The sequence below is a fragment of the Leifsonia poae genome (assembly GCF_027921845.1).
GTDB lineage: Bacteria > Actinomycetota > Actinomycetes > Actinomycetales > Microbacteriaceae > Leifsonia > Leifsonia poae.
This window is the reverse complement of sequence record NZ_BSEN01000001.1, coordinates 64,045-84,563: the sequence shown is the minus strand read 5'-3', so window position 1 is coordinate 84,563 and position 20,519 is coordinate 64,045. Positions and strand designations below refer to the sequence as shown.

Sequence of the window (20,519 nt, the reverse complement as noted above, 5' to 3'; positions counted from 1 at the left end):
CCGGCCCGCTTCGTTCGTGCAAGCGTCGGGCTACTGCCCCGCGTAGGTCTCGACCTTGTCGACCGTGACCGCGATCTCCTTGCCGTTGGGCGCGGTGTACTTCGTCGAGTCGCCGACGGTCAGGCCGAGGATGGCCGCGCCGAGCGGGCTCTGCTCGCTGTAGACAGGAAGGTCGCTGCCCGACGCCATCTCGCGGTTTCCGATCAGGAAGACGCTCTCGTCGCCGGCGATCGTCGCGGTGATGACCGTGCCCGGCTCGACGACGCCGTGGCTCTCGGGCGCCGCGCCGACGGTGGCGTGCCGCAGGAGCAGCGTGAGCTGCACGATGCGCGACTCGATCTTGCCCTGCTCGTCCTTGGCCGCGTGGTAGCCGCCGTTCTCCTTGAGGTCGCCCTCTTCGCGGGCGGCCTCGATGCGCTTGGCGATCTCATTGCGACCGTTGACGCTGAGCTCCTCGAGCTCCGCGGCGAGGCGGTCGTAAGCATCCTGGGTCAAGAACGTGACCTGAGAATCCTGAGACATGATGAACTCCTTTGCGCCACCGGCGTGCGGCCGGTTGTGCAGATCCTGGCCGGTCGGGTGACCGGCGACATAAAGTCGACGCCCTGACGACTCGTCAGGGCGTATCGAAACAGCCTAGGTCAGCCAGCAGCTCGAAATCAATCCCGTGTTGCTCTGCTCCGTGGTGCGGATGGTCTCGGTGTGCGTCGTCAGCCGAGCATCCGATGCCGGGTAGCTGATGATGCGCCAGCCGACGATCGCGAACGATTCGTTGAGCGCCTGCACCGCGCAGGTCACCGGGGTGCCCTCGGGCGTGTTGATGGTGAAGCTGATGTTCACGTGGTGCGCATCGGTGATGGTGAACGCGGTGTCGGTCGCTTCCAGGTTCGCCTGGTCGCCGTCCCAGCCCGCCCAGAAGGTCCAGGCGGTGAAGACGGCGACGAACGCCACCGCCGCTCCGATGATCCACCAGCGCGCGCGCCGCTTGCGATCGGGGGTTCGCCCGTAGCGCTGATCGAGGGTCTCGGTCACCGCCATGCTTGCTCCAGCACTGCTCACTCCTGTGAAATGGTCCGTCGTACGACGACGGTAGGCTTGAACTCCAAGACTAGGAGACGAATCTGAGAATCGTGCTCCAGGCCAGGCAGAAGGAACGGTACGGTGACGCGGCGATTGATGGCGGTCCACGCCCATCCCGACGACGAGTCGAGCAAGGGTGCGGCGAGCTACGCCTACTACACCAGCCTCGGCGACGAGGTCATGGTCGTCTCGTGCACCGGCGGCGAACGCGGTGACGTGCTCAACGAGGCTCTGGCGGACTCCGCGGCCGCGATGGCCCGACGCGATCTGCCGGGTCTGCGACGACGCGAGATGGCGGCCGCCCGGCAGGCGATGGGCATCCGGCACCGCTGGCTCGGCTACGTCGACTCCGGCATGGCGCGCGACGACGGCACCCTGCCCGTGAACTCGTTCGCGTCCATTCCGCTCGAGACCTCGGCGGCGCCGCTTGTGGCCCTGGTGCGCGACTTCAAGCCGCACGTGATGATCACGTACGACGAGAACGGCGGGTATCCGCACCCGGACCACATCCGGGCGCATGTCGTCGGCGTCGAGGCCTACGAGGCCGCGGGGGACCCGGATCGCTACCCCGAAGCGGGTGCGCCGTGGCAGGTCTCGAAGCTCTACTACGACCGCACCATGAACTCCGCCCGGTTGAACGCCGTGCTCGACGAGCTCGTCGCGTCGGAGCCGGAGTCGCCGCTCATCGCGCAGCTGACCGGCATGCGTGAGTGGATGGGTGAACGCCCGTACGAGGCGACGACCCGCGTACCGGTCGCCGACTTCTTCGACACCCGTGACAGGGCGCTGCGCTCGCACGCCAGCCAGGTCGCCCCCGACAGCCCCTTCTTCTTCTGGCCGAACGACGTTCAGCGCCGCGCCTGGCCGACCGAAGACTTCCAGCTCATCGACTCGAAAGTGGAGACGCAGATGCCCGAAACCGACCTTTTCGCAGGACTCGAGGGAGCCGCGTGATCGCCGATGCGCTGCTGCGCGCGTCCCTGAGACTGGACGCAGCCACCCCGAGCCCGACGCCGACATCCGGCGCGGACCCCAACGACGTCACGCCCGGAGTCTGGGGCTTCGTCGTCATCTTCGTCATCGCCGTGATCGTGGTGCTGCTGGTGATCGACATGGTGCGCCGCATCCGGCGGGTGCGCTACCGCGCCGAGATCGCGGAGAAGCTGGACGCCGAGCAGGCCGAGGCGGAGCGCCGCCCGGACGACCGGGACGACGACGACCGCCCGTAGGGCTCAGCCCGCGTTGTACGGCTCAGCCCGCGTTGCAGGGCTCAGCCCGCGTTGTACACGGGATGCATCGCGATGATCAGCGTCGCAGCCCAGTGGCAGAGGAAGGCCAGCACCGTCAGGGTGTGGAAGATCTCGTGGAAGCCGAACCGGCCCGGGAACGGGTTCGGCTTCTTCATGCCGTAGATCACCGCGCCGATCGTGTAGAGCACGCCGCCGACGAGCACCAGCACCATCATCGCGACGTTCGCATCCAGCAGGTCGACGATGTAGCCGAGCGCGCCCCAGCCCATCCCGATGTAGATGGGGACGTAGAGCCATCGCGGCGCGTTGATCCAGAACACGCGGAAGCCGATGCCGAGCAGAGCGGCGCCCCAGACCAGCGAGAGCAGCAGGATGCCCTTCTGCGACGGCAGCGCGAGCACGGCGAGCGGCGTGTACGTGCCCGCGATCAGCAGGAAGATGTTGGCGTGGTCGATGCGCTTGAGGATGACCTTGGTGCGCGGCTTCCAGTTGAAGCGGTGGTAAAGCGCCGAGTTGCCGAACAGCAGCATCGAGGTCAGCATGAACACCGCGGACGCCCACTTGGCGGGGGCGCCGTGAGCCAGCGTGATGAGCACGATGCCGGCCGCGATCGTGACGGGGAACGTGCCCGCGTGGATCCAGCCGCGCCAGGTCGGCTTGACCTCGGCGACGTTCGCCGGTGATGCGTCGAGGAGCGGGATGTTCGGGAGGTCCGGCCCCTCGGTCTCGTCGGCCTTGACCGCCGCGTCAGCGGGGCCGAGGGTGTCGGCCGGCTCATGGAGCAGCTCGGCGACGTCTTCGGTCTCATGGCGTTTGCGGGGCGTCATGCTGCAAGGGTACTGGCCCGCCGGTGCCCGGATGCTGTGAGTTCAGCCCTGCTGGTCGCGGTAACGTACCTCTGTGAGCAAACGGAGTTTCCCCCTCGGGCGCGGCCTCCTCTACGGGCTCTACCAGACCCGCCTGAAGCGGGGTCTCACCAAAGACGCCATGCCTCGCCATGTCGCGATGATCATCGACGGCAACCGGCGCTGGGCGCGCCAGCTCGGTCTCAAGACCGTGGCGCACGGTCATCGCGCCGGCGCCGCCAAGATGCGCGAATTCCTCGAGTGGTGCGACGATCTCGGCATCTCGGTGGTCACCCTGTACCTTCTCTCGTCGGACAACCTCACCAACCGCAACAGCGACGAGCTCACCGCATTGATGGAGATCATCGCCGAGCTCGCCGACGATCTCTCCCGCTTCCGTGACTGGCGCGTGCAGCACGTCGGTTCCACCGCGGGTCTGCCGGAGCATCTCGTCACCTCGCTCGCCGAGGCAGAGAAGCGCACGGCGACCAAGACCGGCATGCACGTGAACCTCGCGATCGGCTACGGCGGGCGCACCGAGATCACGGATGCGATGCGCAGCATCGTCGCCGCCCACGAGGCCGACGGCGGGAGCCTGGACACGCTGGCCGAACTGCTGACGCCCGACATGATCGGCGAGCACCTCTACACCGGCGGTCAGCCTGACCCCGACCTGGTCATCCGCACCTCGGGGGAGCAGCGGCTCAGCGACTTCATGCTGTGGCAGAGCGCGCACAGCGAGTTCTACTTCGTGGAGGCCCTCGGCCCCGACCTGCGCGAGGTCGACTTCCTGCGCGCCGTACGCGACTACTCGCGCCGTCAGCGGCGATACGGCAGTTGAGAGCCGATGACCGCTCCGGTGGCACGGCAGCCCGACGACGACAGCCCGGCGACGGCAGCCCGGCGACGACACCAGATGAGGACCACCAGATGACGACGATCGACGAGTTCGCAGCCGGCTTCCGCGAGGAGCCGGGCTACCTCGACTACGGCAAGGTCGGTCCGATCTCGGCGAGCGTGCTCGCCGAGGCGATCGGGCAGTACGAGATCCTGGCGAAGGGCCGCTTCGGCAGCATCGACGGGATGACGCGCGAAGGCGAGCGCGCCCGCGAGGCGGTCTCCGCCGTCACCGGTTTCGACGCGGATCGCATCGTCTTCCAGCCGAACGCCTCATCCGGGCTCATGCACGCGCTGTTCGGCATCACCGGTGGCGAGGTGCTCCTCTCCGCGGCAGAGTTCCCCAGCGTCACCTACGCCGCCGTGCGCGCCGCCCAGGCGATGCACGTGATCACGCCGGCGTGGCTGGAGACCGATCACGGTCGCGTCACGCCGGGACAGCTGCGCGAGCAGCTCACCCCGAACACGAGCGCCGTGGCCGTGAGCCTGGTCGACTCGCGAACGGGCTACCTCGCAGACATCGACGGCATCCGGCAGGTCATCGGCGACCGCCTGCTGATCGTCGACGCGATCCAGGGCTTCGGCGTGGCCGACGTTCCGTACGAGGTGGCGGACGTCGTGGCATCCGGTGGGCAGAAGTGGACGCGCGCCGGCTGGGGCACCGGCTTCCTCGCGCTGAGCGAGCGTGCTGTCGAACACCTGACGCCCGTCTTCAGCGGGTGGACGGGGACCGACGCCGGCGCTTCGTGGGACGAGGTCGCCGACCCCGCGAACGGCGCGCGCGCCTTCAGCGTGAGCAACCCCGACCGCGTGGCGGAGGCCCGGTTCGCCGCGGCGCTCGAGGAGATCGCCGCCGTCGGTGTCGCGGCGATCAGCGACGCCATCTCCGATCGGGTCGAGCAGGTGCTCGAGCTCGCGGACGAGTACGCCATCCCGGTCGCGTCGTCGCGCAACGCCGACGAGCGCGCGGGCATCGTCGTGCTCGAGCCGCGCCCGGAGCAGTTGACGGTGCTCAGCGCGTCGCTCTTCAACCACGGGGTGAGCGCTTCAGCACGGGCGACGAACGTGCGACTCAGCGTGCACGCCGGAACGACGGACGAGACGCTCGGGATGCTCCGCGGTGCGTTCACGTCATACGCCTCCGCGAGCTGACGCGCCACCTCCTCAACTGGGGGCGAGAGTTCACCTGACCGAAACACGACACGCGCGCGTTTCGGAGCCGACTGTCGGATGTGCGGCGTAGCTTCGCAGTATCGGGCACGGCGCCCGATCGAGACGGCCACGTAAGTTCGTTTCGATACCCACCGGCCGACTCGCCAAATGGATCCGCGAGCTCTCAGAGCGAGCGGGGTGGGAGTGGTTGTGACCGAACACGTAACCCGACGGCCGGCGTACACGGACCAGACGACGCACCTCATCGAACAGGACGAGCGCACGTACGTGCTCGACACCTCGGTGCTGTTGTCCGATCCGAAGGCGATCTTCCGATTCGCCGAGCACGCCGTCGTCATCCCCGTCATCGTCATCAGCGAACTGGAGGGCAAACGCAACGACCCCGAGATCGGCTACTTCGCGCGGCAGGCACTGCGCAATCTCGACGAGCTCCGGGTCCTCCACGAACGCCTCGACTTCCCGATCCCGGTCGGTGACGGAGGCTCGCTCCGGGTCGAGCTCAACCACTCCAACATGTCCGTGCTGCCGAGCGGGCTCCAGCTGAACGACAACGATTCCCGCATCCTGGCGGTGGCCCAGAACCTGGCCAACGACGGACTCGCCGTGACGGTGGTCTCCAAAGACCTGCCGCTGCGGGTGAAGGCGGCATCGATCGGCCTCGCCGCCGAGGAGTACCGGCACGAGCTCGCCGTCGACTCCGGCTGGACGGGGCTGTCGGAGCTTACTCTCGGCTCCGAGGCGATGAGCGACCTCTACGAGAACGAGTGGATGCAGACCTCGCTGGTCGAGGACCTCCCGGCCAACACCGGGCTGATCATCCACTCCGACCGTGGTTCGGCACTGGGACGAGTGACCGGGGAAGGGTCATTCAAGCTGGTGCGCGGCGACCGGGACGTGTTCGGACTGCACGGCCGGTCGGCGGAGCAGCGGTTGGCGATCGACATGCTGCTCGACCCGGAGGTCGGCATCCTGTCACTGGGAGGCCGTGCCGGAACCGGCAAGTCGGCGCTGGCGCTGTGCGCCGGTCTCGAGGCCGTGCTCGAGCGCAACCAGCACAAGAAGATCATGGTGTTCCGCCCGCTCTACGCGGTCGGGGGCCAGGAACTCGGCTACCTGCCCGGCGACCAGGGCGAGAAGATGAACCCGTGGGGCCAGGCCGTGTTCGACACGCTCGGGGCGTTGGTGTCGCAGAACGTGCTCGACGAGGTGCTGGACCGCGGGATCCTCGAGGTGCTGCCGCTCACGCACATCCGGGGCCGTTCGCTGCACGACGCGTTCGTGATCGTGGACGAGGCGCAGTCGCTGGAGCGCAATGTGCTGCTGACGGTGCTCAGCCGCGTCGGCCAGAACTCGCGCGTGGTGCTGACGCACGACGTGGCGCAGCGCGACAACCTGCGCGTCGGGCGGCACGACGGCGTCGCCTCGGTGATCGAGACGCTGAAGGGCCACCCGCTCTTCGGCCACATCACGCTCACCCGCTCGGAGCGGTCGGCGATCGCGGCGCTCGTCACCGAGATGCTCGAGGGCAACGAGCTGGCGTAGGACCGGTCTTCCGAAAGCGCGCGCGGCGCCCGCACCCAGGTCCGGGGGCGGGCGCCGTGGTGCGTGTGCGCTCCGGGTCCGGGTGTTCGGGGTTCGGGCGATGGCGGCGTTCGTGCCCGGTGTGGAGGGGCTGTGGGCTGCGGATAACCGGCGGAGCCGCGCCGGACGTGGCTAGCGTTGCTGCGTGGGGGGAACGACGGGGGAGCGCAGGCGGCCGGCGGGCAGGGGACCGGCGGCCGCCCGGACGCGGCGGCGGGCACGGGGGAGGCTCGCCGCCGCGCGCGCTCGCGCCGGGGCGTCCGGTCCGGTCGGCTTCCGCGGGCTGCTCGGTCTGAGCTGTCTGTGCGGGTTGCTCGGCCTCCTCACGATCACGCGCATCGGTGCCGATCCGCTCGCGATCGCCGGCGCCGGCTACCTGGCGGCGGCGACGGGGCCGCTCTGGGTGGCCGACCGTCGCGAACAACGGCTCCCGAACGCGTGGGTTCTCCCCGGGTACCTCTTCGTCGGTGTGGGACTGGCCTGGGCGGCGCTCGGGATGGGCAGGTCCCCCGGGGAGGCCGTCGTCACGGCCGGAGTGACCGTCACGGTGTTCCTCGCGCTCGCGGCGGGCGGAGGGGTGGGCCTGGGCGACGTGAAGCTGGCCGGCGTGCTCGCCCTCGTGCTGGGAGGGCTGCACGGAGCGCCGGCCGCCGCCACATCTTTCGTCGTGGCGTTCGTCGCAGCCGGCGCCGTCGCCGTTGCAGCGATGGCGGCCGGCCGCGACGGGTGGGCAGGTCGGATCGCGTTCGGTCCGTACCTGCTGTGCGGGTTCTGGGTGGTTCTGCTGCTCTGGTGAGGCGGATCAGCCCGGGTGCGTCATGCTCAGCACATCGAGCGCCGAGTCGAGCTGTTCGAGCGTCACTTCGCCGCGCTCCACGAACCCGAGGTCGATGACGGCCTCGCGCACGGTCATGCCCTGCGCCACGGAGTGCTTGGCGACCTTCGCGGCGGCCTCGTAGCCGATCACCCGGTTCAGCGGCGTGACGATCGACGGGGAGGACTCGGCGAGGGCGCGGGCGCGGTCGAGGTTGGCCTCGAGCCCTGCGACCGTCTTGTCGGCGAGCACACGGCTGCCCTGCGTGAGCAGGCGGATCGACTCGAGCAGCGCGGTCCCCATCACCGGGATGGCCACGTTGAGCTCGAACATGCCGGATGCCCCGCTCCAGGCGATGGTGGCGTCGTTTCCGATGACGCGCGACGCGACCATCAGCACGGCCTCGGGGATGACGGGGTTGACCTTGCCCGGCATGATCGACGAGCCCGGCTGCAGGTCGGGGATGTGGAGCTCACCGAGTCCGGTGTTCGGGCCGGAGCCCATCCAGCGGAGGTCGTTGCAGATCTTGGTGAGGCTGACCGCGATGGTGCGCAGAGCACCGGACGCCTCCACCAGGGCGTCCCGGTTCGCCTGCGCTTCGAAGTGGTTGCGCGCCTCAGTGATCGGCAGTTCGGTCTCCTCGGTGAGCAGCTCGATGACGAGCTGCGGGAAGCCGATCGGCGTGTTGATGCCGGTGCCGACCGCGGTGCCGCCGAGCGGCACCTCGGCCACGCGGTGGAGGGCCGACTGCACCCGCTCGATGCCCAGGCGGATCTGCGCGGCGTATCCGCCGAATTCCTGTCCGAGCGTGACGGGCGTCGCATCCATGAGGTGCGTGCGGCCGGCCTTGACCGCGGTCGCCCACAGCTCGGCCTTCTCCTCGAGCGCGACGGCGAGGTGGTCGAGCGCCGGGATGAGGTTGTCGATCAGCGCGCCGGTGACGGCGATGTGCACCGACGTCGGGAAGACGTCGTTCGACGACTGGGATGCGTTGACGTGATCGTTGGGGTGGACCGCTCGTCCGAGGCGACGGGACGCGAGCGTCGCGAGCACCTCGTTCATGTTCATGTTCGACGACGTGCCCGACCCGGTCTGGTAGACGTCGATCGGGAACTCGCCGTCGTGCGTACCGCTGACGACCTCGTCAGCCGCGGCGGCGATCGCATCGGCGATCTCCTGGTCGAGAACGCCGAGACGGGCGTTGGCGAGGGCCGCCGACTTCTTGATGCGGGCGAGCGCGGCGATCTGCGCCGGCTCCAGCACCGACCCCGAGATGGGGAAGTTCTCGACCGCGCGCTGCGTCTGCGCGCCGTAGAGCGCGGCCGCGGGAACGCGGACCTCGCCCATCGTGTCGTGTTCGATGCGGTAGTCGGTGTCCGCCTGGGTGTCCACCACGGTGTGTTTTCCTTTCTGGGGCGTTCGGGCGCCGGCGTCGTGTGCCGGTGTCGTCGCGCGTTCTCTAATCGGTGGCCGGGTCGGCCAGTCCGACGACGACGTCGGGCACGACCCTGCCTTCTTGAAGCCGGTAGTTCGCACCAACGATAGCCAACGATCCGTCGGCGACAGCAGCGCTGATCAACTCGGAGCTCTCGAGGAGCTCGGCGACGGTGTCGCGCAGGTGTTCGCGGCCCACTTCGCCGGCGTCGACCGTCGCGAGATCGATCGGCTGGTCGGCGCGGGTGTGCGTAACCCGGTGCACGGCGGGGACGATCGGCCGGATGAGGCTCGCGATGTGCGGCGGCAGCGGGTCGGCGTCGGCGGCCTGGGAATCGATCGCGGCACGCACCGCCCCGCACTCGTCGTGTCCGAGCACCAGGATCAGCGGGACGTGCAGAACTCCGACGGCGTACTCGAGCGAGCCGAGCACGGACTCGGACATAACCTGGCCCGCGTTGCGCACGACAAAGGCGTCGCCGAGTCCGAGGTCGAAGATGATCTCGGCGGCCAGGCGGGAGTCGCTGCAGCCGAAGATCGCCGCCAGCGGCGCCTGCGCGGCCGCGAGGGTCTCGCGTCGCTCGACGTCCTGACGCGGATGCTCCGGGTCGCCGTCGACGAAGCGCGCGTTCCCGCGCAGCATCTCATCCCATACCCGAGACGGTCGTGGCATACCCATCAGGAGCCTCCCAGCTGCCGGATCTGCGGGGCGAGCGCGCTCGCCACCGTGTGGAACTCATCATTCTCGGCGCTGCCGAAGACGATGATCGAACTCTTGCCGGCGTGCGTCACGTAAGCGAAGTCGACGTTGCCGTTGTCATTGCCGGAGTCGCGGTTGTCGTACACGTCCCACGTGACGCCGTCGATGGTCGTCGTGCCCTTGATCATGGTCTTGTTGACCTGCGACGCGACCCACGTGTCGTTGGCGTCGAAACCCTGTGTGATGCCGATGAACTGCTTCTTCGGCGTCAGCAGCCCGATGTACCAGGAATCGACGTTGTCGGGCGTCTTGGTGCGCAACTCCGCGTTGTTCGATTTCCAGGGCGACGGGAGGTCGGGAACGAGCAGCCGGTCGGGCTCGGATCCCTGCGCCTCGGCGGCGATGGACTGATACGGCACGGGTGCCGAGACGTCGACCGGGGTGCCGCGCGGGACGGCGAGGACGATGATGATGACGAGCCCCACGGTCGCGAGCAACGAGAAGACGAGGTTGTTGACCGTCTGCCGGTTGCGGTGGTTCGCCGAGTTCTCGGCCTTGCGGGCTGCGGTCTCCTCCGGAGTCTCCGGGCGGCCGAGTTCGGCGACGACCGCCGGAGGTTTGGTGCGCGGGGTCATTCGGGGTCAGCAGCTCCCGCGGCCCCGGCCTGCGCTCCCGCGCGGGCGGCATCGAGCCGGGCCTTGGCGCCGATCAGCCATTCCTCGCATCGGCGGGCGAGGGCCTCGCCGCGCTCCCAGAGCGCGATCGACTGCTCCAGCGTGGACGAGCCCTGCTCGAGCTCGGCCACGACGCGCACGAGCTCGTCGCGCGCCTCCTCGTAGCTGAGGGAGTCGGTGCGCAGGCGCGTGTCCTCGTTGGTGGGCATAGCATCCATTCTATTTGTCGATCTGATCGGCGGCTGAGTCCGAGACGGCGCCGAGCGCTCCGCCGGCGACGGTCACGGTCAGGCGCGTGCCGTGCGGCGCCTCGTCCGGCGACCGCAGTACCGCGCCGCCGGGCAGCTGCACGATGGCGTAGCCGCGGTCGAGGGTGCCCTGGGGCGAGAGCGCACGCAGCTGACCGCGGAGTTCGGCCGTGCGGTTCGCCTCGCGATCGATCGCCCGCTCGACCAGTTCGGCGCCGCGAGAGACGAACCGGGTGAGCTCCTCGGCCCTGGTGTCCACGATCCACGACGACGACGCGAGGGACGGCCGGGAGCGCAGGTGCCCGATGCGGTCGATCTCGGCGCTGATCAGGTGGGTGAGGCGCATGCCGATCCTGGCCCGCGCCTGGTGCACGCGCACCATCTCCTCGGCGACATCGGGCACGACCCGCTTGGCGGCGTCCGTCGGTGTCGAGGCGCGCAGGTCGGCCACCTCGTCGAGGAGCGGGCGGTCGGCCTCGTGGCCGATCGCGCTGACGATGGGCGTCGTCGCCGCGGCCGCCGCGCGCACGAGGATCTCGTCGCTGAACCCGAGGAGGTTCTGGAAGTCGCCGCCGCCGCGGGCGATGATGATGACCTCGACTTCGGGGTCGGCATCGAGGGTGCGGATGGCGGCCGTCACATCGGCGACGGTGCGGTCGCCCTGCACCGCGGTGTGGATGGTGCGGAAGTTCACCTGAGGCCACCGCAGCTGGGCGTTGCGCAGCACATCCTTCTCGGCGTCGGAGTCCTTGCCCGTGATGAGACCGATGCGGTGCGGCAGGAAGGGGAGCGGCCGTTTGCGCTCCGGCGCGAACAGGCCCTCCGCCGTGAGCTGCTGGCGCAGGCGCTCCAGGCGTTCCAGCAGGTCGCCGAGGCCGACGTGCCGCATGTCGTACACCTGCATGGTGAGCGTGCCGCCCTTGACCCAGTAGTTGGGCTTGATCAGCACGATGACCCGGTCGCCCTGCTTGAGGTCGGCCGGGATGCGGCCGCGCACCGACGACCAGATCGTGAAGCTGATCGTGGCGTCTTCGTTGAGGTCTTTGAGCTTGCCGTAGACGTTGCCGCCGGAGATTCCCCACTGCGTGATCTCGCCCTCGACCCAGGCGGTGCCGAGGCGTTCGATCCATCCACGGATCTTGCTCGACAGCGTGGCGACGGGCCAGGGTGCGTCGGCTGTGGGTGGTCCCACCTCCATCGAGGGTGCGCTCGCGGTCTCCGTCACCGGTGCCTCCCATCGAGTCCTCAGCGCACTCACCTAGAATCAAGGGGTGAGCGACGCAACCATCAGCCTTCCGATGCCGAGGATTCCCGGCGCGCGAGGCCGGCTCAAGGATACCCCGGTCGTCGGACACAAGAGGGTGCTGCTGGCAGCACCCCGTGGATACTGCGCGGGTGTGGACAGAGCGGTCATCGCGGTCGAGAAGGCCATCGAACATTACGGCGCGCCCGTTTACGTGCGCAAGCAGATCGTGCACAACGTGCACGTCGTCTCGACCCTCGAGCAGCAGGGCGCCGTCTTCGTCGACGAGGTCGACGAGGTGCCGCAGGGCGCTCATGTCGTGTTCAGCGCCCATGGTGTCTCGCCCGCCGTCGTGCAGTCCGCCGCCGACCGCGGGCTGCAGGCCATCGACGCCACGTGCCCGCTCGTCACCAAGGTGCACCGCGAGGCGGTGCGCTTCGCGCGCGACGACTTCGAGATCCTGCTGATCGGACACGAAGGACACGAAGAGGTCGAAGGCACGGCCGGCGAGGCGCCCGATCACGTCACTCTGGTCAACGGTCCCGACGACGTCGACCGCATCACGGTGAAGGATCCGGACAAGGTCGTGTGGCTGTCGCAGACGACGCTGTCCGTCGACGAGACCATGGAGACCGTCCGCCGGCTCCGCGAGCGCTTCCCGAAGCTGCAGGATCCGCCGAGCGACGACATCTGCTACGCCACGCAGAACCGCCAGGTCGCCATCAAGAAGGTGGCGGAAGACGCCGACCTCGTGATCGTGGTCGGATCCGCCAACTCGTCCAACTCGGTGCGCCTGGTCGAGGTCGCCCTCGAATACGGGGCGAAGGCCGCGTATCGCGTGGACTACGCCAGCGAGATCCAGCAGCATTGGCTCGACGGCGTCGAGACGGTCGGCGTGACCAGTGGAGCATCCGTGCCCGAGGTCCTCGTGCAGGAGGTCCTCGACGACCTGCGCGGTGCCGGCTACGGCGACGTCCAGGAAGTGAAGACGGCGGAGGAGGACCTCATGTTCTCGCTGCCGAAGGAGCTGCGCAAAGACCTGACGGGCAAGCAGGACACCCGGGCGCTCGGCGGCCGCGGCCGCTGAGCCGCGTCGCGCCACCGCCTGGTCCGCCCGCCGCGCTAGAAGAACCGGCGCAGCCCGGGCACGCGCCGCGCGCCGAGACTGACCGCGAACGACACCACGACGATCGACGCCCACATCGCGAACGCGACGGCCAGATTGCTGGAGCGTGCGGCATTGAGCCAGGGCAGCAGGATGATTCCGAGCACGAGGAAGAAGAAGTGCACCAGGAAGACGCCGAAAGCGGCGTCGGAGAGCTGGGCGAGCATCCGGGATGCGCGGGCGCGGAGCCTGACCCGGGCGAACAGGCTCTGACCGACGACGAAGACGCCGATCGAGGCGATCCCGACGATCGCGCCGATGTAGGTGGTGGGTGAGATGGCCTGCAGCAACGCCGGCCGGGAGAGGTCGGCGAACTGCCAGATCGTCTCGGCCAGGAGGACAGCGGTGATCACCGCGGTCAGCAGCGTCCATCTCAGGTCGAGCACGACACTGCGCAGCGCCCAGCCGGCGACGAAGTAGCCGACATAGGGCATCCACTGCGTGAGCGCGTTCAGAGCGATCGGATGCGGGTCGCCGTAGAGGCCCGACAGGCCGGAGAGCGCGACGACGCTGAACGTGAAGGCGAGAAGCGACGCCGCGAGGATCACGGCGCGCCGGGGTCCGCCGGCGGCCAGGAACGCAGCCAGGACCGGCGCGACGAGGTACAGGCCGACGATGAGCCAGAGGAAGTACAGGTGGGTGTACGACTGCGCGTCTGCCACCAGACCGAGGATCTGGATGAGGGTGAGCTGCTGGTGGCTCATCACCAGGCGCACGACGATGATGTAGAAGAGCTGCCACGCGACGAATGCGGGACCCAGCCGCAGAAGCCGCTTGCGGTAGAAGACCGCGGGACCCGCAGCGTGTGCGCGCGGCCCGAGGAGCAGCGCTCCGCTGACCATCACGAAGACGGGGATCACCCAGACGTTTCCCACATCGATGATGGTCGCCGCCCACCAGGTGCCCGATCCGCGGATGGCCTGGTTGTTGACGATGCCGGCGAAGACGTGGATGGCGACCACGCCGAGGATCGCGACCACCCGGAGCACATCCAGCGAAACGGAACGGGTGCGGGGCCCCTCGGCGCTGGGAGTCGGCGTCGTCGGAGCGTCGGCGGTCATCCGTTCAGGGTACCAATGCGGCCGAGTCCGTCGCGGTGCCGCCGGTCGCGGCGCTGTCCGGCGTCAGGATGTCGTCGGCATTTGCGGCGATCCAGCCCATCAGCGGCAGCAGGTGCTCGGTGAGATCGCGGCCGCGCTCGGTCAGGCTGTAGTCGACGCGCGGCGGAATCGTCGGCTGTGCCGTGCGGAGCACGAAGCCGTCCTTTTCGAGCGTGCGCAGCGTCTGTGCGAGCATCTTCTCGCTGATGCCCTGCACGGTGCGGCGCAGCTCGCCCCAGCGGTGATCCCGCTGGGAGAGGGCGACGAGCACGAGCACACCCCACGTGCTGGTGACGTGATTCAGAACGATCCGCGACGGGCAGGCCGACGGTAGCACGCCATCGGTGAAGCCGAAGCCGTTCACGGGCGCAAAACTGGTGTCCACGTCAGTAACTTACCAAAAAGTGGGTACCTTCCGTTGGGAAGTATCCCGGGACGGTCGAGGTTGGACCCGATGACCGACCGAAAGGAAACACCACCATGACCATCGTCGTCACCGGAGCAACCGGCCACCTCGGACGCCTCGTCGTCGAATCCCTGATCGAGCGCGGGGTCGCCCCTCAGGACATCCGGGCCCTCGGCCGCACCGAGGAGAGGCTCAGCGCTCTCGCGTCGCTGGGTGTTCAGACCGCCGTCATCGACTTCGAGCAGCCGGAGACGCTCGACCCCGCGTTCGCCGGCGCCGACGCCCTGCTGCTCGTCTCCGGCAGCGAGGTCGGCAAGCGCATGCAGCAGCACGCCAATGCGATCGATGCCGCCGTACGGGCCGGGGTGGGCCGGATCGTCTACACGAGCGCGCCGCACGCGGACGACACCGCACTCGTGCTCGCCCCCGAGCACGCGGCCACCGAGAAGCTGCTGGCGGACTCCGGACTGACCACAACCATCCTCCGCAACAACTGGTACACCGAGAACTACGTGGGTCAGCTCGACACGGCCGCGCAGACGGGCGCGCTGGTCTCCAGCACGGCCAACGGCCGGGTCGCGAGCGCGACACGGGCCGACTATGCCGACGCCGCCGCCGTCGTGCTGACGACCCCGGGGCACGAGGGCGCGGTCTACGAACTGGCCGGCGACGTTGCCTGGACCTTCACCGATCTCGCCGCTGCGGCCGGCGCGATCGTCGGCCGTGAGGTCGAGTACCGTGCCGTGTCGCCCGACGAGCACCGCGCCATCCTGGTCGACGCCGGTCTCGACACCGGCACCGCGGACTTCGTGGTCGCCCTCGACGGAAACATCCGCGACGGTGCCCTGGCCGATGCGCCGGGGACGCTGAGCCGGCTCATCGGACGCCCGACCACCTCGCTGGAGGACGGCTTGCGCGCAGCGCAGCCCGCCGTGTCGGCGTAGCCCACCCGCAGAATCCGAGCCGGGGCCGCGCAGTCAGGTGCGCGGCCCCGCGTGCCTTCGGCGACCGGCGGCCGGCGTCCGTCACGGAGGTTCTAGCGTGCTTCCATGCAGAATCCGCACGGACCCTCCACGAACCCGGTTGTGCGTCGGCCGGCGGCGGTCGTCCTCCTGATCGTCTCGGGATCCGGCTCCATCCTCGTGGCGTGCATCGTGGGGAGCTGGGCCGCCGCGCTCCTGCGAGACACGGCCGATGGGTTCGCGGTCATCGGGACGCTGATCGCAATCGTCTACCTCGCGCTCGGTTTCATCGCGCTGTTCTGCGCGCGTGCGGCGGCGAAAGGCGCGCCGAACCGGCGGACTCTCGCCGGGGTGTCCATCGTGGCCGGGCTCTTCTGCGGCGTTCCCATGCTGGGGCTGGCGATCGCGTTCCCCGGTGGAATCTTCGTGTTCGGTCCGCTGCTCGCGCTGCCGGCCGTCGTGGTCGTCGGCGCGGTGCTGGCCTACCGGCAGCCGGTCACGGCGTCGGTGTCGACGACGGGGTGACACCGCTGTAGAAGCTCAGCAGCGCCGGGTCCGTTGCCAGAGCCACGGAGAGGAAGACGATCATGGCGACGAGCGCGAGGGCTCCCGCGATCAACGGCACGTAGAAGGCGAGCCGCCGCTGAGTGAGCAGCCAGATCGAGAGGGCGGCCGAGCCGGCCCAGAGCACCACCATCACGATCGATCCCGTGATCAGGATGCCCGGCACAGCGGGATCGGGCGTGTAGTCGCCGAGGTTCTCCGTGGAGTGCACCAGCTGGATCGCCGACGGGAACGCGTTGATCACGCCGATCGAGTACGACATGCCGAGGAAGCCGACGATGAGCAGGGAGAGCGTCCAGCCCAGGTTCCAGCGCGGCGCATCCCGTCGAAGCTGAGGCGGACGCAGCGCCGGATCGGTCGGAGGCGGGTAGTCGCCGGGGCGGGGGAGGCGCTGCACCGGCTCGGGATGCTCGGCCACGACCGGCTCCGGCTTCCGCGCGGTGTCGAGGCGGTCGGCATCCGCCGGCGGTCGCCAGACCCAGCCCTCGGGCGCCAGCTCGCCGAACTGGGGTCGCGGGCGTTCGTCGGGTCGCTGTTCCTCGTCGGCCATGGTGGCCGTCCTCCCTGAAAAGTGAAGCGGCGGCCGGAGCGCTCGGCCCCGACCGCCGCCGGATGCTACTTGCCGGAGTGTCCGGCCGAGCCGAGCTGCTGGGTGGCCTCGACCACGCGTGCGGCCATGCCGGTCTCGGCGACCTTACCCCAGGCGCGCGGGTCGTAGACCTTCTTGTTGCCGACCTCGCCGTCGACCTTCAGCACTCCGTCGTAGTTCTTGAACATGTAGTCGGCGATGGTGCTCGTGAACGCGTACTGCGTGTCGGTGTCGATGTTCATCTTCACCACACCGTTGGCGACGGCTTCGGCGATCTCCGCGTCGGTCGAGCCCGAGCCGCCGTGGAAGACGAGGTCGAGCGGCTTCGGCCCGTGGCCGTACTTGGCGGCGAGGCCGTCCTGGATGGTCTTGAGCAGCTCGGGCCGCAGCTTGACATTGCCCGGCTTGTAGACGCCGTGCACGTTGCCGAAGGTGAGGGCGGCCATGTAGCGGCCCTGCTCGCCGAGGCCGAGGGCTTCGACCGTCTTGATGGCGTCGTCGAGCGTCGTGTAGAGGTGCTCGTTGATGTCGTGGCTGACGCCGTCTTCCTCGCCGCCGACGACGCCGATCTCGACTTCGAGGATGGCGTTGATGGCCTTGGTGCGCTTGAGCATGTCTTCTGCGATGCGGAGGTTCTCGTCGAGGGGCACGGCCGAGCCGTCCCACATGTGCGACTGGAAGATCGGGTTGCGGCCGGCCTTGACCTCTTCTTCGCTCGCCGCGATCAGCGGGAGCACGAAGCCGTCGAGGGCGTCCTTGGGGCAGTGGTCGGTGTGCAGGGCGACGGTGATGGGGTAGTTCTTCGCAACCTCGGTGGCGAACTTCGCGAAGGCGAGGGCTCCGGATGCGCGGTTCTTGACCGTCTGACCGGCGAAGTAGTCGGCGCCGCCGGTGGTGACCTGGATGATGCCGTCGCTGCCCGCCTCGGTGAGGCCCTGGAGAACCGCGTTGATCGTCTGCGACGACGACACGTTGAATGCGGGATAGGCGAACCCACCGGCCTTCGCCTTGTCGAGCATTTCGGCGTATTGATCCGGCGTGGCGATGGGCATTGCGGCTCCTTGAAGTCGGGGTGCTGAACAGGTCTCATCATACCGAGCCGTCGTGGAGCGCCCTCCCCGGCCGAAGCCTGCGTGCGAGCTCTGCGACGCGGTCCGCGTGCGAGTGACCGTGCGTGTGCAGTCCGGATGAACGTTCGTGCGCTTTCCGGCCGTGAACTGATACTCGCGGATACACTGGCAGCGCCGCCGCACGCGGCGCTGACACCGCCGTCCGATTCCGTCCGGGAGGACCCATCATGACCAGCACAGACACTGCTTCGCTCTTTCTCCATCCGGATCGCAACCTGGCCATGGAGCTGGTGCGGGCGACGGAGGCGGCGGCGATCCGAGCGACGCCGTGGATCGGCCGCGGCGAGAAGAACCTCGCCGACGGCGCGGCGGTGGACGCCATGCGCAAGTTTCTGGGCACGGTGAATTTCGACGGGTTGATCGTGATCGGCGAGGGAGAGAAGGACAACGCGCCGATGCTGTTCAACGGCGAGCACGTGGGCAACGGCCGCGGGCCCGCCTGCGACATCGCTGTCGACCCCATCGACGGAACCTCCCTGACGGCGGCCGGTCGGCAGAACGCGCTCTCGGTGATCGCCGTATCCGATCGCGGAACGATGCTCGACGCGTCGAGCGTGTTCTACATGTCGAAGATCGTGACCGGCCCGGAGGGACGCGGGGTCGTGGACCTGTCGCAGCCCATCGGTGACAACATCCGTGAACTGGCGAAGGCGAAGGGCAAGCCGGTCGGCGAGATCCGGGTCGCGGTGCTCGACCGACCGCGGCACGAGGGGCTGATCGAGGAGATCCGTGCGGCGGGCGCAGGAACGCGGCTGATGCTCGACGGCGACGTGGCCGGCGGGATCAACGCGGCCCGGTACGAATCGCGGATCGACATGTGCGTCGGCATCGGGGGGAGCCCGGAGGGCATCACGACGGCCTGCGCCATCAAGGCGATCGGCGGCTTCATGCAAGGGCAGCTCGCGCCGAAGGACGACGCCGAACGTGCCGCCGGCATCGCGGCCGGCCTGGACATGGACCGTGTGTACGACGCCGATGACCTCGTGAAGGGGGACAACACGTTCTTCGTCGCGACCGGCGTGACCGACGGTGGTCTGGTGGAAGGCGTGCGGCGCAAGGGGCCGATCATCCGGACCGAGTCGATCGTGCTGCGCAGCAAGTCGGGAACGATCCGGCGCGTGGTCGCCGACCACCTCGCGGAGAAGTGGCTCGAGCCCGACCAGCTGTAGAGCGGGCCGGATGCCTCAGGCGGACTCGCGCTCGTCGTCGAGCTCCGGCCGCTGAGCCTTCTCCTTCTCGTCGACCGCGAGCTTGTCGAGCCCGTGCATGTCACGCGGCTCGAGTTCGAGCTCCAGTTCGGTCACGAGTTCGAACGCCGTGAGCTCACGGGGCGACTCCTCGATGCCGGCGAGCACGCCGATCACCTTCGACTCGTCGAGCGCGTTGAGTTTGCGGGCCGCCGGGAACACCTGTCGCTCGAACGAGCCGACGAAGCCGTTGTAGTCCTTGACCGTGCGCTCCAGCGAGCGGCCGAGCTTCTCGATGTGCGATGCGGTGGTCGAGAGGCGCGTGTACAGCGTGCGGCTGAGATCGAAGAGCTCCTTCGCCTCTTGTGTGAGCACGTCCTGCTGCCAGCTGAAGGCGACCGTCTTGAGCACCGACCAGAGGGTGACCGGTGAGGCGAGCGCGACGCGCTTGCTGAACGCGAACTCCATGATCGACGGGTCGGCCTCCATCGCAGACGAGACGAGCGATTCGCTCGGGATGAAGGCGATGACGAGTTCGGGGGAGGCCTCGAGCCCCGTCCAGTACGACTTGCTGCCGAGCGCCGTGATGTGATCGCGGACGGCCTTGACGTGTTGCTTCAGCAGCGCCTGGCGCTGGGCGCCGTCGACGCCCGTGGCGGTCGCCGGGATCTGGCTCGCCTCCAGGTAGGCGTTGAACGGGACCTTGGCGTCGAGGGCGATGCTCTTGCCGCCGGGCAGGTGCACGATCATGTCGGGGCGTCCGGCGCCGGAATCGGAGTGGATGCTCGACTGAACATCGAAGTCGACGCGCTCCAGGAGGCCGGCGGCCTCGACCACGCTGCGCAGCTGGGTCTCGCCCCAGACCCCGCGGGTGCTGTTGGAGCGGAGGGCGGAGGCGAGTGCCTCGGCCGTGCTGCGCAGTCGCTCTTCGGACTCGGTGGCCGACTTCAGCTGCTGAGACAGCTCGCCGTGCTGCTGGTTGCGCTGCGATTCGAGCTCGACGACCTTCTTCTGCATGTCGCTGAGACTTTCGCGCACCGGTGCGAGCGCCTGAAGCACCCGGCTCTCCGCGCGCTCGCGCTGCGCCTGCGCCTCGGTCTCCGCACGGTGCCGGTCGACGAGCTCGCGGTACTGCTGCTGGTGGGCCTGGATCTGCTCGCGGAGGGCGTCGACCCTGGCCTCCGTGGCCGCGAGATCGGTGCGGATCTCCGCCTGCACGGCCGCCTCGGCGGCGCGCACCTCGGCGAGCTCGGCGGCGTGGCGGGCGGCCACGACGGCCGGGTCCTCCACGGGCGCCGCGGCTTCCGGGCGGCGTCGGAGGAGCACCGACACCGCGTAGCCGCCGGCCGCCCCGCCGACGATGAGGCCGCCGAGGAGTCCGAGGAGAAGAGAGAGGATGGGATCCATGTCTTGAGTGTGGCATCGCCCTCCGACACTCGATGGTTGCGTGGCGGGCACGCCGCGAATAGGCTGTTCA

General features: G+C 69.0%; 23 protein-coding genes. 10 read left to right on the top strand and 13 right to left on the bottom strand.

Features of this window, described 5'->3' with window-relative positions; genetic code table 11:
* Positions 1-30: 30 nt before the first annotated feature.
* Both greA and PKE84_RS00410 read right to left on the bottom strand, forming a co-directional pair.
* Positions 31-522, bottom strand: coding sequence for a transcription elongation factor GreA (greA, locus tag PKE84_RS00415; RefSeq protein WP_271175222.1), 492 nt, complete (start codon positions 520-522; stop codon positions 31-33).
* A gap of 114 nt (positions 523-636) precedes the next feature.
* Positions 637-1,032, bottom strand: a complete 396-nt coding sequence (locus PKE84_RS00410; protein WP_271175221.1) for a DUF4307 domain-containing protein — start codon at positions 1,030-1,032, stop codon at positions 637-639.
* A 144-nt stretch (positions 1,033-1,176) separates the two neighbouring features.
* Between PKE84_RS00410 and mca the strand changes: the two genes are divergently transcribed.
* Together mca and PKE84_RS00400 are read left to right on the top strand one after the other, a co-directional pair.
* Complete coding sequence (mca, locus tag PKE84_RS00405) at positions 1,177-2,034, top strand: mycothiol conjugate amidase Mca (RefSeq protein WP_271175220.1); 858 nt, start codon at positions 1,177-1,179, stop codon at positions 2,032-2,034.
* The gene (locus tag PKE84_RS00400; RefSeq protein WP_271175219.1) at positions 2,031-2,309 is read left to right on the top strand and encodes a hypothetical protein; all 279 of its coding nucleotides are present in this window, start codon (positions 2,031-2,033) and stop codon (positions 2,307-2,309) included. Before mca ends, PKE84_RS00400 begins: the two co-directional genes overlap by 4 nt.
* Positions 2,310-2,350: 41 nt before the next feature.
* On the opposite strand, the gene trhA is transcribed toward PKE84_RS00400, so the two are convergent.
* Entirely contained in the window at positions 2,351-3,157 is an 807-nt protein-coding gene (trhA, locus tag PKE84_RS00395) for a PAQR family membrane homeostasis protein TrhA (RefSeq protein WP_271175218.1), read from the bottom strand.
* Positions 3,158-3,230: 73 nt separating this feature from the next.
* Between trhA and PKE84_RS00390 the strand changes: the two genes are divergently transcribed.
* The 4 genes from PKE84_RS00390 (at position 3,231) to PKE84_RS00375 (ending at position 7,622) form a co-directional block, all read left to right on the top strand.
* Positions 3,231-4,016, top strand: a complete 786-nt coding sequence (locus PKE84_RS00390; protein ID WP_271175217.1) for an isoprenyl transferase — start codon at positions 3,231-3,233, stop codon at positions 4,014-4,016.
* Between the two features lie 89 nt (positions 4,017-4,105).
* Positions 4,106-5,224 (top strand): aminotransferase class V-fold PLP-dependent enzyme, encoded by a 1,119-nt coding sequence (locus tag PKE84_RS00385; protein ID WP_271175216.1) that lies wholly within the window; start codon positions 4,106-4,108, stop codon positions 5,222-5,224.
* A gap of 168 nt (positions 5,225-5,392) precedes the next feature.
* Positions 5,393-6,787 carry an RNA 5'-3' helicase PhoH2 gene (gene phoH2 / locus PKE84_RS00380; RefSeq protein WP_271175215.1) on the top strand — a complete coding sequence of 465 codons (1,395 nt, stop codon included), beginning with the start codon at positions 5,393-5,395 and terminating at the stop codon, positions 6,785-6,787.
* 184 nt (positions 6,788-6,971) lie between these two features.
* Positions 6,972-7,622: a prepilin peptidase gene (locus PKE84_RS00375; RefSeq protein WP_271175214.1), complete on the top strand. Its 651-nt coding sequence runs from the start codon at positions 6,972-6,974 to the stop codon at positions 7,620-7,622.
* A gap of 6 nt (positions 7,623-7,628) precedes the next feature.
* On the opposite strand, the gene PKE84_RS00370 is transcribed toward PKE84_RS00375, so the two are convergent.
* From PKE84_RS00370 to xseA, 5 genes are all read right to left on the bottom strand, one after another.
* Positions 7,629-9,035 (bottom strand): class II fumarate hydratase, encoded by a 1,407-nt coding sequence (locus PKE84_RS00370; protein WP_271175213.1) that lies wholly within the window; start codon positions 9,033-9,035, stop codon positions 7,629-7,631.
* A 64-nt stretch (positions 9,036-9,099) separates the two neighbouring features.
* The gene (locus PKE84_RS00365; protein ID WP_271175212.1) at positions 9,100-9,753 is read right to left on the bottom strand and encodes a carbonic anhydrase; all 654 of its coding nucleotides are present in this window, start codon (positions 9,751-9,753) and stop codon (positions 9,100-9,102) included.
* On the bottom strand, positions 9,753-10,409 hold the full coding sequence (locus PKE84_RS00360) for a DUF4245 domain-containing protein (RefSeq protein WP_271175211.1): 657 nt from the start codon (positions 10,407-10,409) through the stop codon (positions 9,753-9,755). Before PKE84_RS00360 ends, PKE84_RS00365 begins: the two co-directional genes overlap by 1 nt.
* A complete protein-coding gene (locus tag PKE84_RS00355; RefSeq protein WP_271175210.1) occupies positions 10,406-10,666 on the bottom strand; it encodes an exodeoxyribonuclease VII small subunit in 261 nt (86 codons plus the stop codon). The genes PKE84_RS00360 and PKE84_RS00355 overlap by 4 nt, the downstream gene beginning before the upstream one ends.
* A 1-nt stretch (position 10,667) precedes the next feature.
* Complete coding sequence (gene xseA, locus PKE84_RS00350) at positions 10,668-11,921, bottom strand: exodeoxyribonuclease VII large subunit (RefSeq protein WP_373877090.1); 1,254 nt, start codon at positions 11,919-11,921, stop codon at positions 10,668-10,670.
* Positions 11,922-11,994: 73 nt separating this feature from the next.
* On the opposite strand from xseA, the gene PKE84_RS00345 reads away from it, so the two are divergent.
* Positions 11,995-13,026 (top strand): 4-hydroxy-3-methylbut-2-enyl diphosphate reductase, encoded by a 1,032-nt coding sequence (locus PKE84_RS00345; protein WP_271175741.1) that lies wholly within the window; start codon positions 11,995-11,997, stop codon positions 13,024-13,026.
* 35 nt (positions 13,027-13,061) lie between these two features.
* Here the strand turns inward: PKE84_RS00345 and PKE84_RS00340 are convergent, their stop codons facing one another.
* Together PKE84_RS00340 and PKE84_RS00335 are read right to left on the bottom strand one after the other, a co-directional pair.
* The gene (locus PKE84_RS00340) at positions 13,062-14,165 is read right to left on the bottom strand and encodes an acyltransferase (protein WP_271175209.1); all 1,104 of its coding nucleotides are present in this window, start codon (positions 14,163-14,165) and stop codon (positions 13,062-13,064) included.
* 4 nt (positions 14,166-14,169) lie between these two features.
* A complete protein-coding gene (locus PKE84_RS00335; protein ID WP_271175208.1) occupies positions 14,170-14,589 on the bottom strand; it encodes a winged helix-turn-helix transcriptional regulator in 420 nt (139 codons plus the stop codon).
* 95 nt (positions 14,590-14,684) lie between these two features.
* Here PKE84_RS00335 and PKE84_RS00330 point away from each other — a divergent pair, with 95 nt between their 5' ends.
* Together PKE84_RS00330 and PKE84_RS00325 are read left to right on the top strand one after the other, a co-directional pair.
* The gene (locus tag PKE84_RS00330) at positions 14,685-15,554 is read left to right on the top strand and encodes an SDR family oxidoreductase (protein ID WP_271175207.1); all 870 of its coding nucleotides are present in this window, start codon (positions 14,685-14,687) and stop codon (positions 15,552-15,554) included.
* A 105-nt stretch (positions 15,555-15,659) separates the two neighbouring features.
* Positions 15,660-16,097, top strand: a complete 438-nt coding sequence (locus PKE84_RS00325; protein ID WP_271175206.1) for a hypothetical protein — start codon at positions 15,660-15,662, stop codon at positions 16,095-16,097.
* Here PKE84_RS00325 and PKE84_RS00320 read toward each other — a convergent pair.
* Together PKE84_RS00320 and fbaA are read right to left on the bottom strand one after the other, a co-directional pair.
* Entirely contained in the window at positions 16,069-16,686 is a 618-nt protein-coding gene (locus PKE84_RS00320; protein ID WP_271175205.1) for a DUF6264 family protein, read from the bottom strand. The two genes, PKE84_RS00325 and PKE84_RS00320, sit on opposite strands and share 29 nt — an antisense overlap.
* A gap of 65 nt (positions 16,687-16,751) precedes the next feature.
* Complete coding sequence (gene fbaA, locus PKE84_RS00315; RefSeq protein ID WP_271175204.1) at positions 16,752-17,777, bottom strand: class II fructose-bisphosphate aldolase; 1,026 nt, start codon at positions 17,775-17,777, stop codon at positions 16,752-16,754.
* A 245-nt stretch (positions 17,778-18,022) separates the two neighbouring features.
* Between fbaA and glpX the strand changes: the two genes are divergently transcribed.
* Positions 18,023-19,024, top strand: coding sequence for a class II fructose-bisphosphatase (glpX, locus tag PKE84_RS00310; RefSeq protein ID WP_271175203.1), 1,002 nt, complete (start codon positions 18,023-18,025; stop codon positions 19,022-19,024).
* A gap of 15 nt (positions 19,025-19,039) precedes the next feature.
* Here the strand turns inward: glpX and PKE84_RS00305 are convergent, their stop codons facing one another.
* On the bottom strand, positions 19,040-20,449 hold the full coding sequence (locus PKE84_RS00305; protein ID WP_271175202.1) for a DNA recombination protein RmuC: 1,410 nt from the start codon (positions 20,447-20,449) through the stop codon (positions 19,040-19,042).
* Between the last annotated feature and the right edge of the window lie 70 nt (positions 20,450-20,519).

Bases quoted from the DNA above. Each gene is read 5' to 3' on its own strand.
- PKE84_RS00325 (WP_271175206.1), top strand. From the start codon at position 15,660: ATGCAGAATCCGCACGGACCCTCCACGAACCCGGTTGTGCGTCGGCCG.
- PKE84_RS00305 (WP_271175202.1), bottom strand. From the start codon at position 20,449: ATGGATCCCATCCTCTCTCTTCTCCTCGGACTCCTCGGCGGCCTCATC.
- PKE84_RS00365 (WP_271175212.1), bottom strand. From the start codon at position 9,753: ATGGGTATGCCACGACCGTCTCGGGTATGGGATGAGATGCTGCGCGGG.
- glpX (WP_271175203.1), top strand. From the start codon at position 18,023: ATGACCAGCACAGACACTGCTTCGCTCTTTCTCCATCCGGATCGCAAC.
- greA (WP_271175222.1), bottom strand. From the start codon at position 522: ATGTCTCAGGATTCTCAGGTCACGTTCTTGACCCAGGATGCTTACGAC.
- PKE84_RS00355 (WP_271175210.1), bottom strand. From the start codon at position 10,666: ATGGATGCTATGCCCACCAACGAGGACACGCGCCTGCGCACCGACTCC.
- PKE84_RS00340 (WP_271175209.1), bottom strand. From the start codon at position 14,165: ATGACCGCCGACGCTCCGACGACGCCGACTCCCAGCGCCGAGGGGCCC.
- mca (WP_271175220.1), top strand. From the start codon at position 1,177: ATGGCGGTCCACGCCCATCCCGACGACGAGTCGAGCAAGGGTGCGGCG.
- PKE84_RS00385 (WP_271175216.1), top strand. From the start codon at position 4,106: ATGACGACGATCGACGAGTTCGCAGCCGGCTTCCGCGAGGAGCCGGGC.
- phoH2 (WP_271175215.1), top strand. From the start codon at position 5,393: ATGGATCCGCGAGCTCTCAGAGCGAGCGGGGTGGGAGTGGTTGTGACC.
- trhA (WP_271175218.1), bottom strand. From the start codon at position 3,157: ATGACGCCCCGCAAACGCCATGAGACCGAAGACGTCGCCGAGCTGCTC.
- PKE84_RS00360 (WP_271175211.1), bottom strand. From the start codon at position 10,409: ATGACCCCGCGCACCAAACCTCCGGCGGTCGTCGCCGAACTCGGCCGC.
- PKE84_RS00330 (WP_271175207.1), top strand. From the start codon at position 14,685: ATGACCATCGTCGTCACCGGAGCAACCGGCCACCTCGGACGCCTCGTC.
- PKE84_RS00320 (WP_271175205.1), bottom strand. From the start codon at position 16,686: ATGGCCGACGAGGAACAGCGACCCGACGAACGCCCGCGACCCCAGTTC.
- PKE84_RS00345 (WP_271175741.1), top strand. From the start codon at position 11,995: ATGCCGAGGATTCCCGGCGCGCGAGGCCGGCTCAAGGATACCCCGGTC.
- fbaA (WP_271175204.1), bottom strand. From the start codon at position 17,777: ATGCCCATCGCCACGCCGGATCAATACGCCGAAATGCTCGACAAGGCG.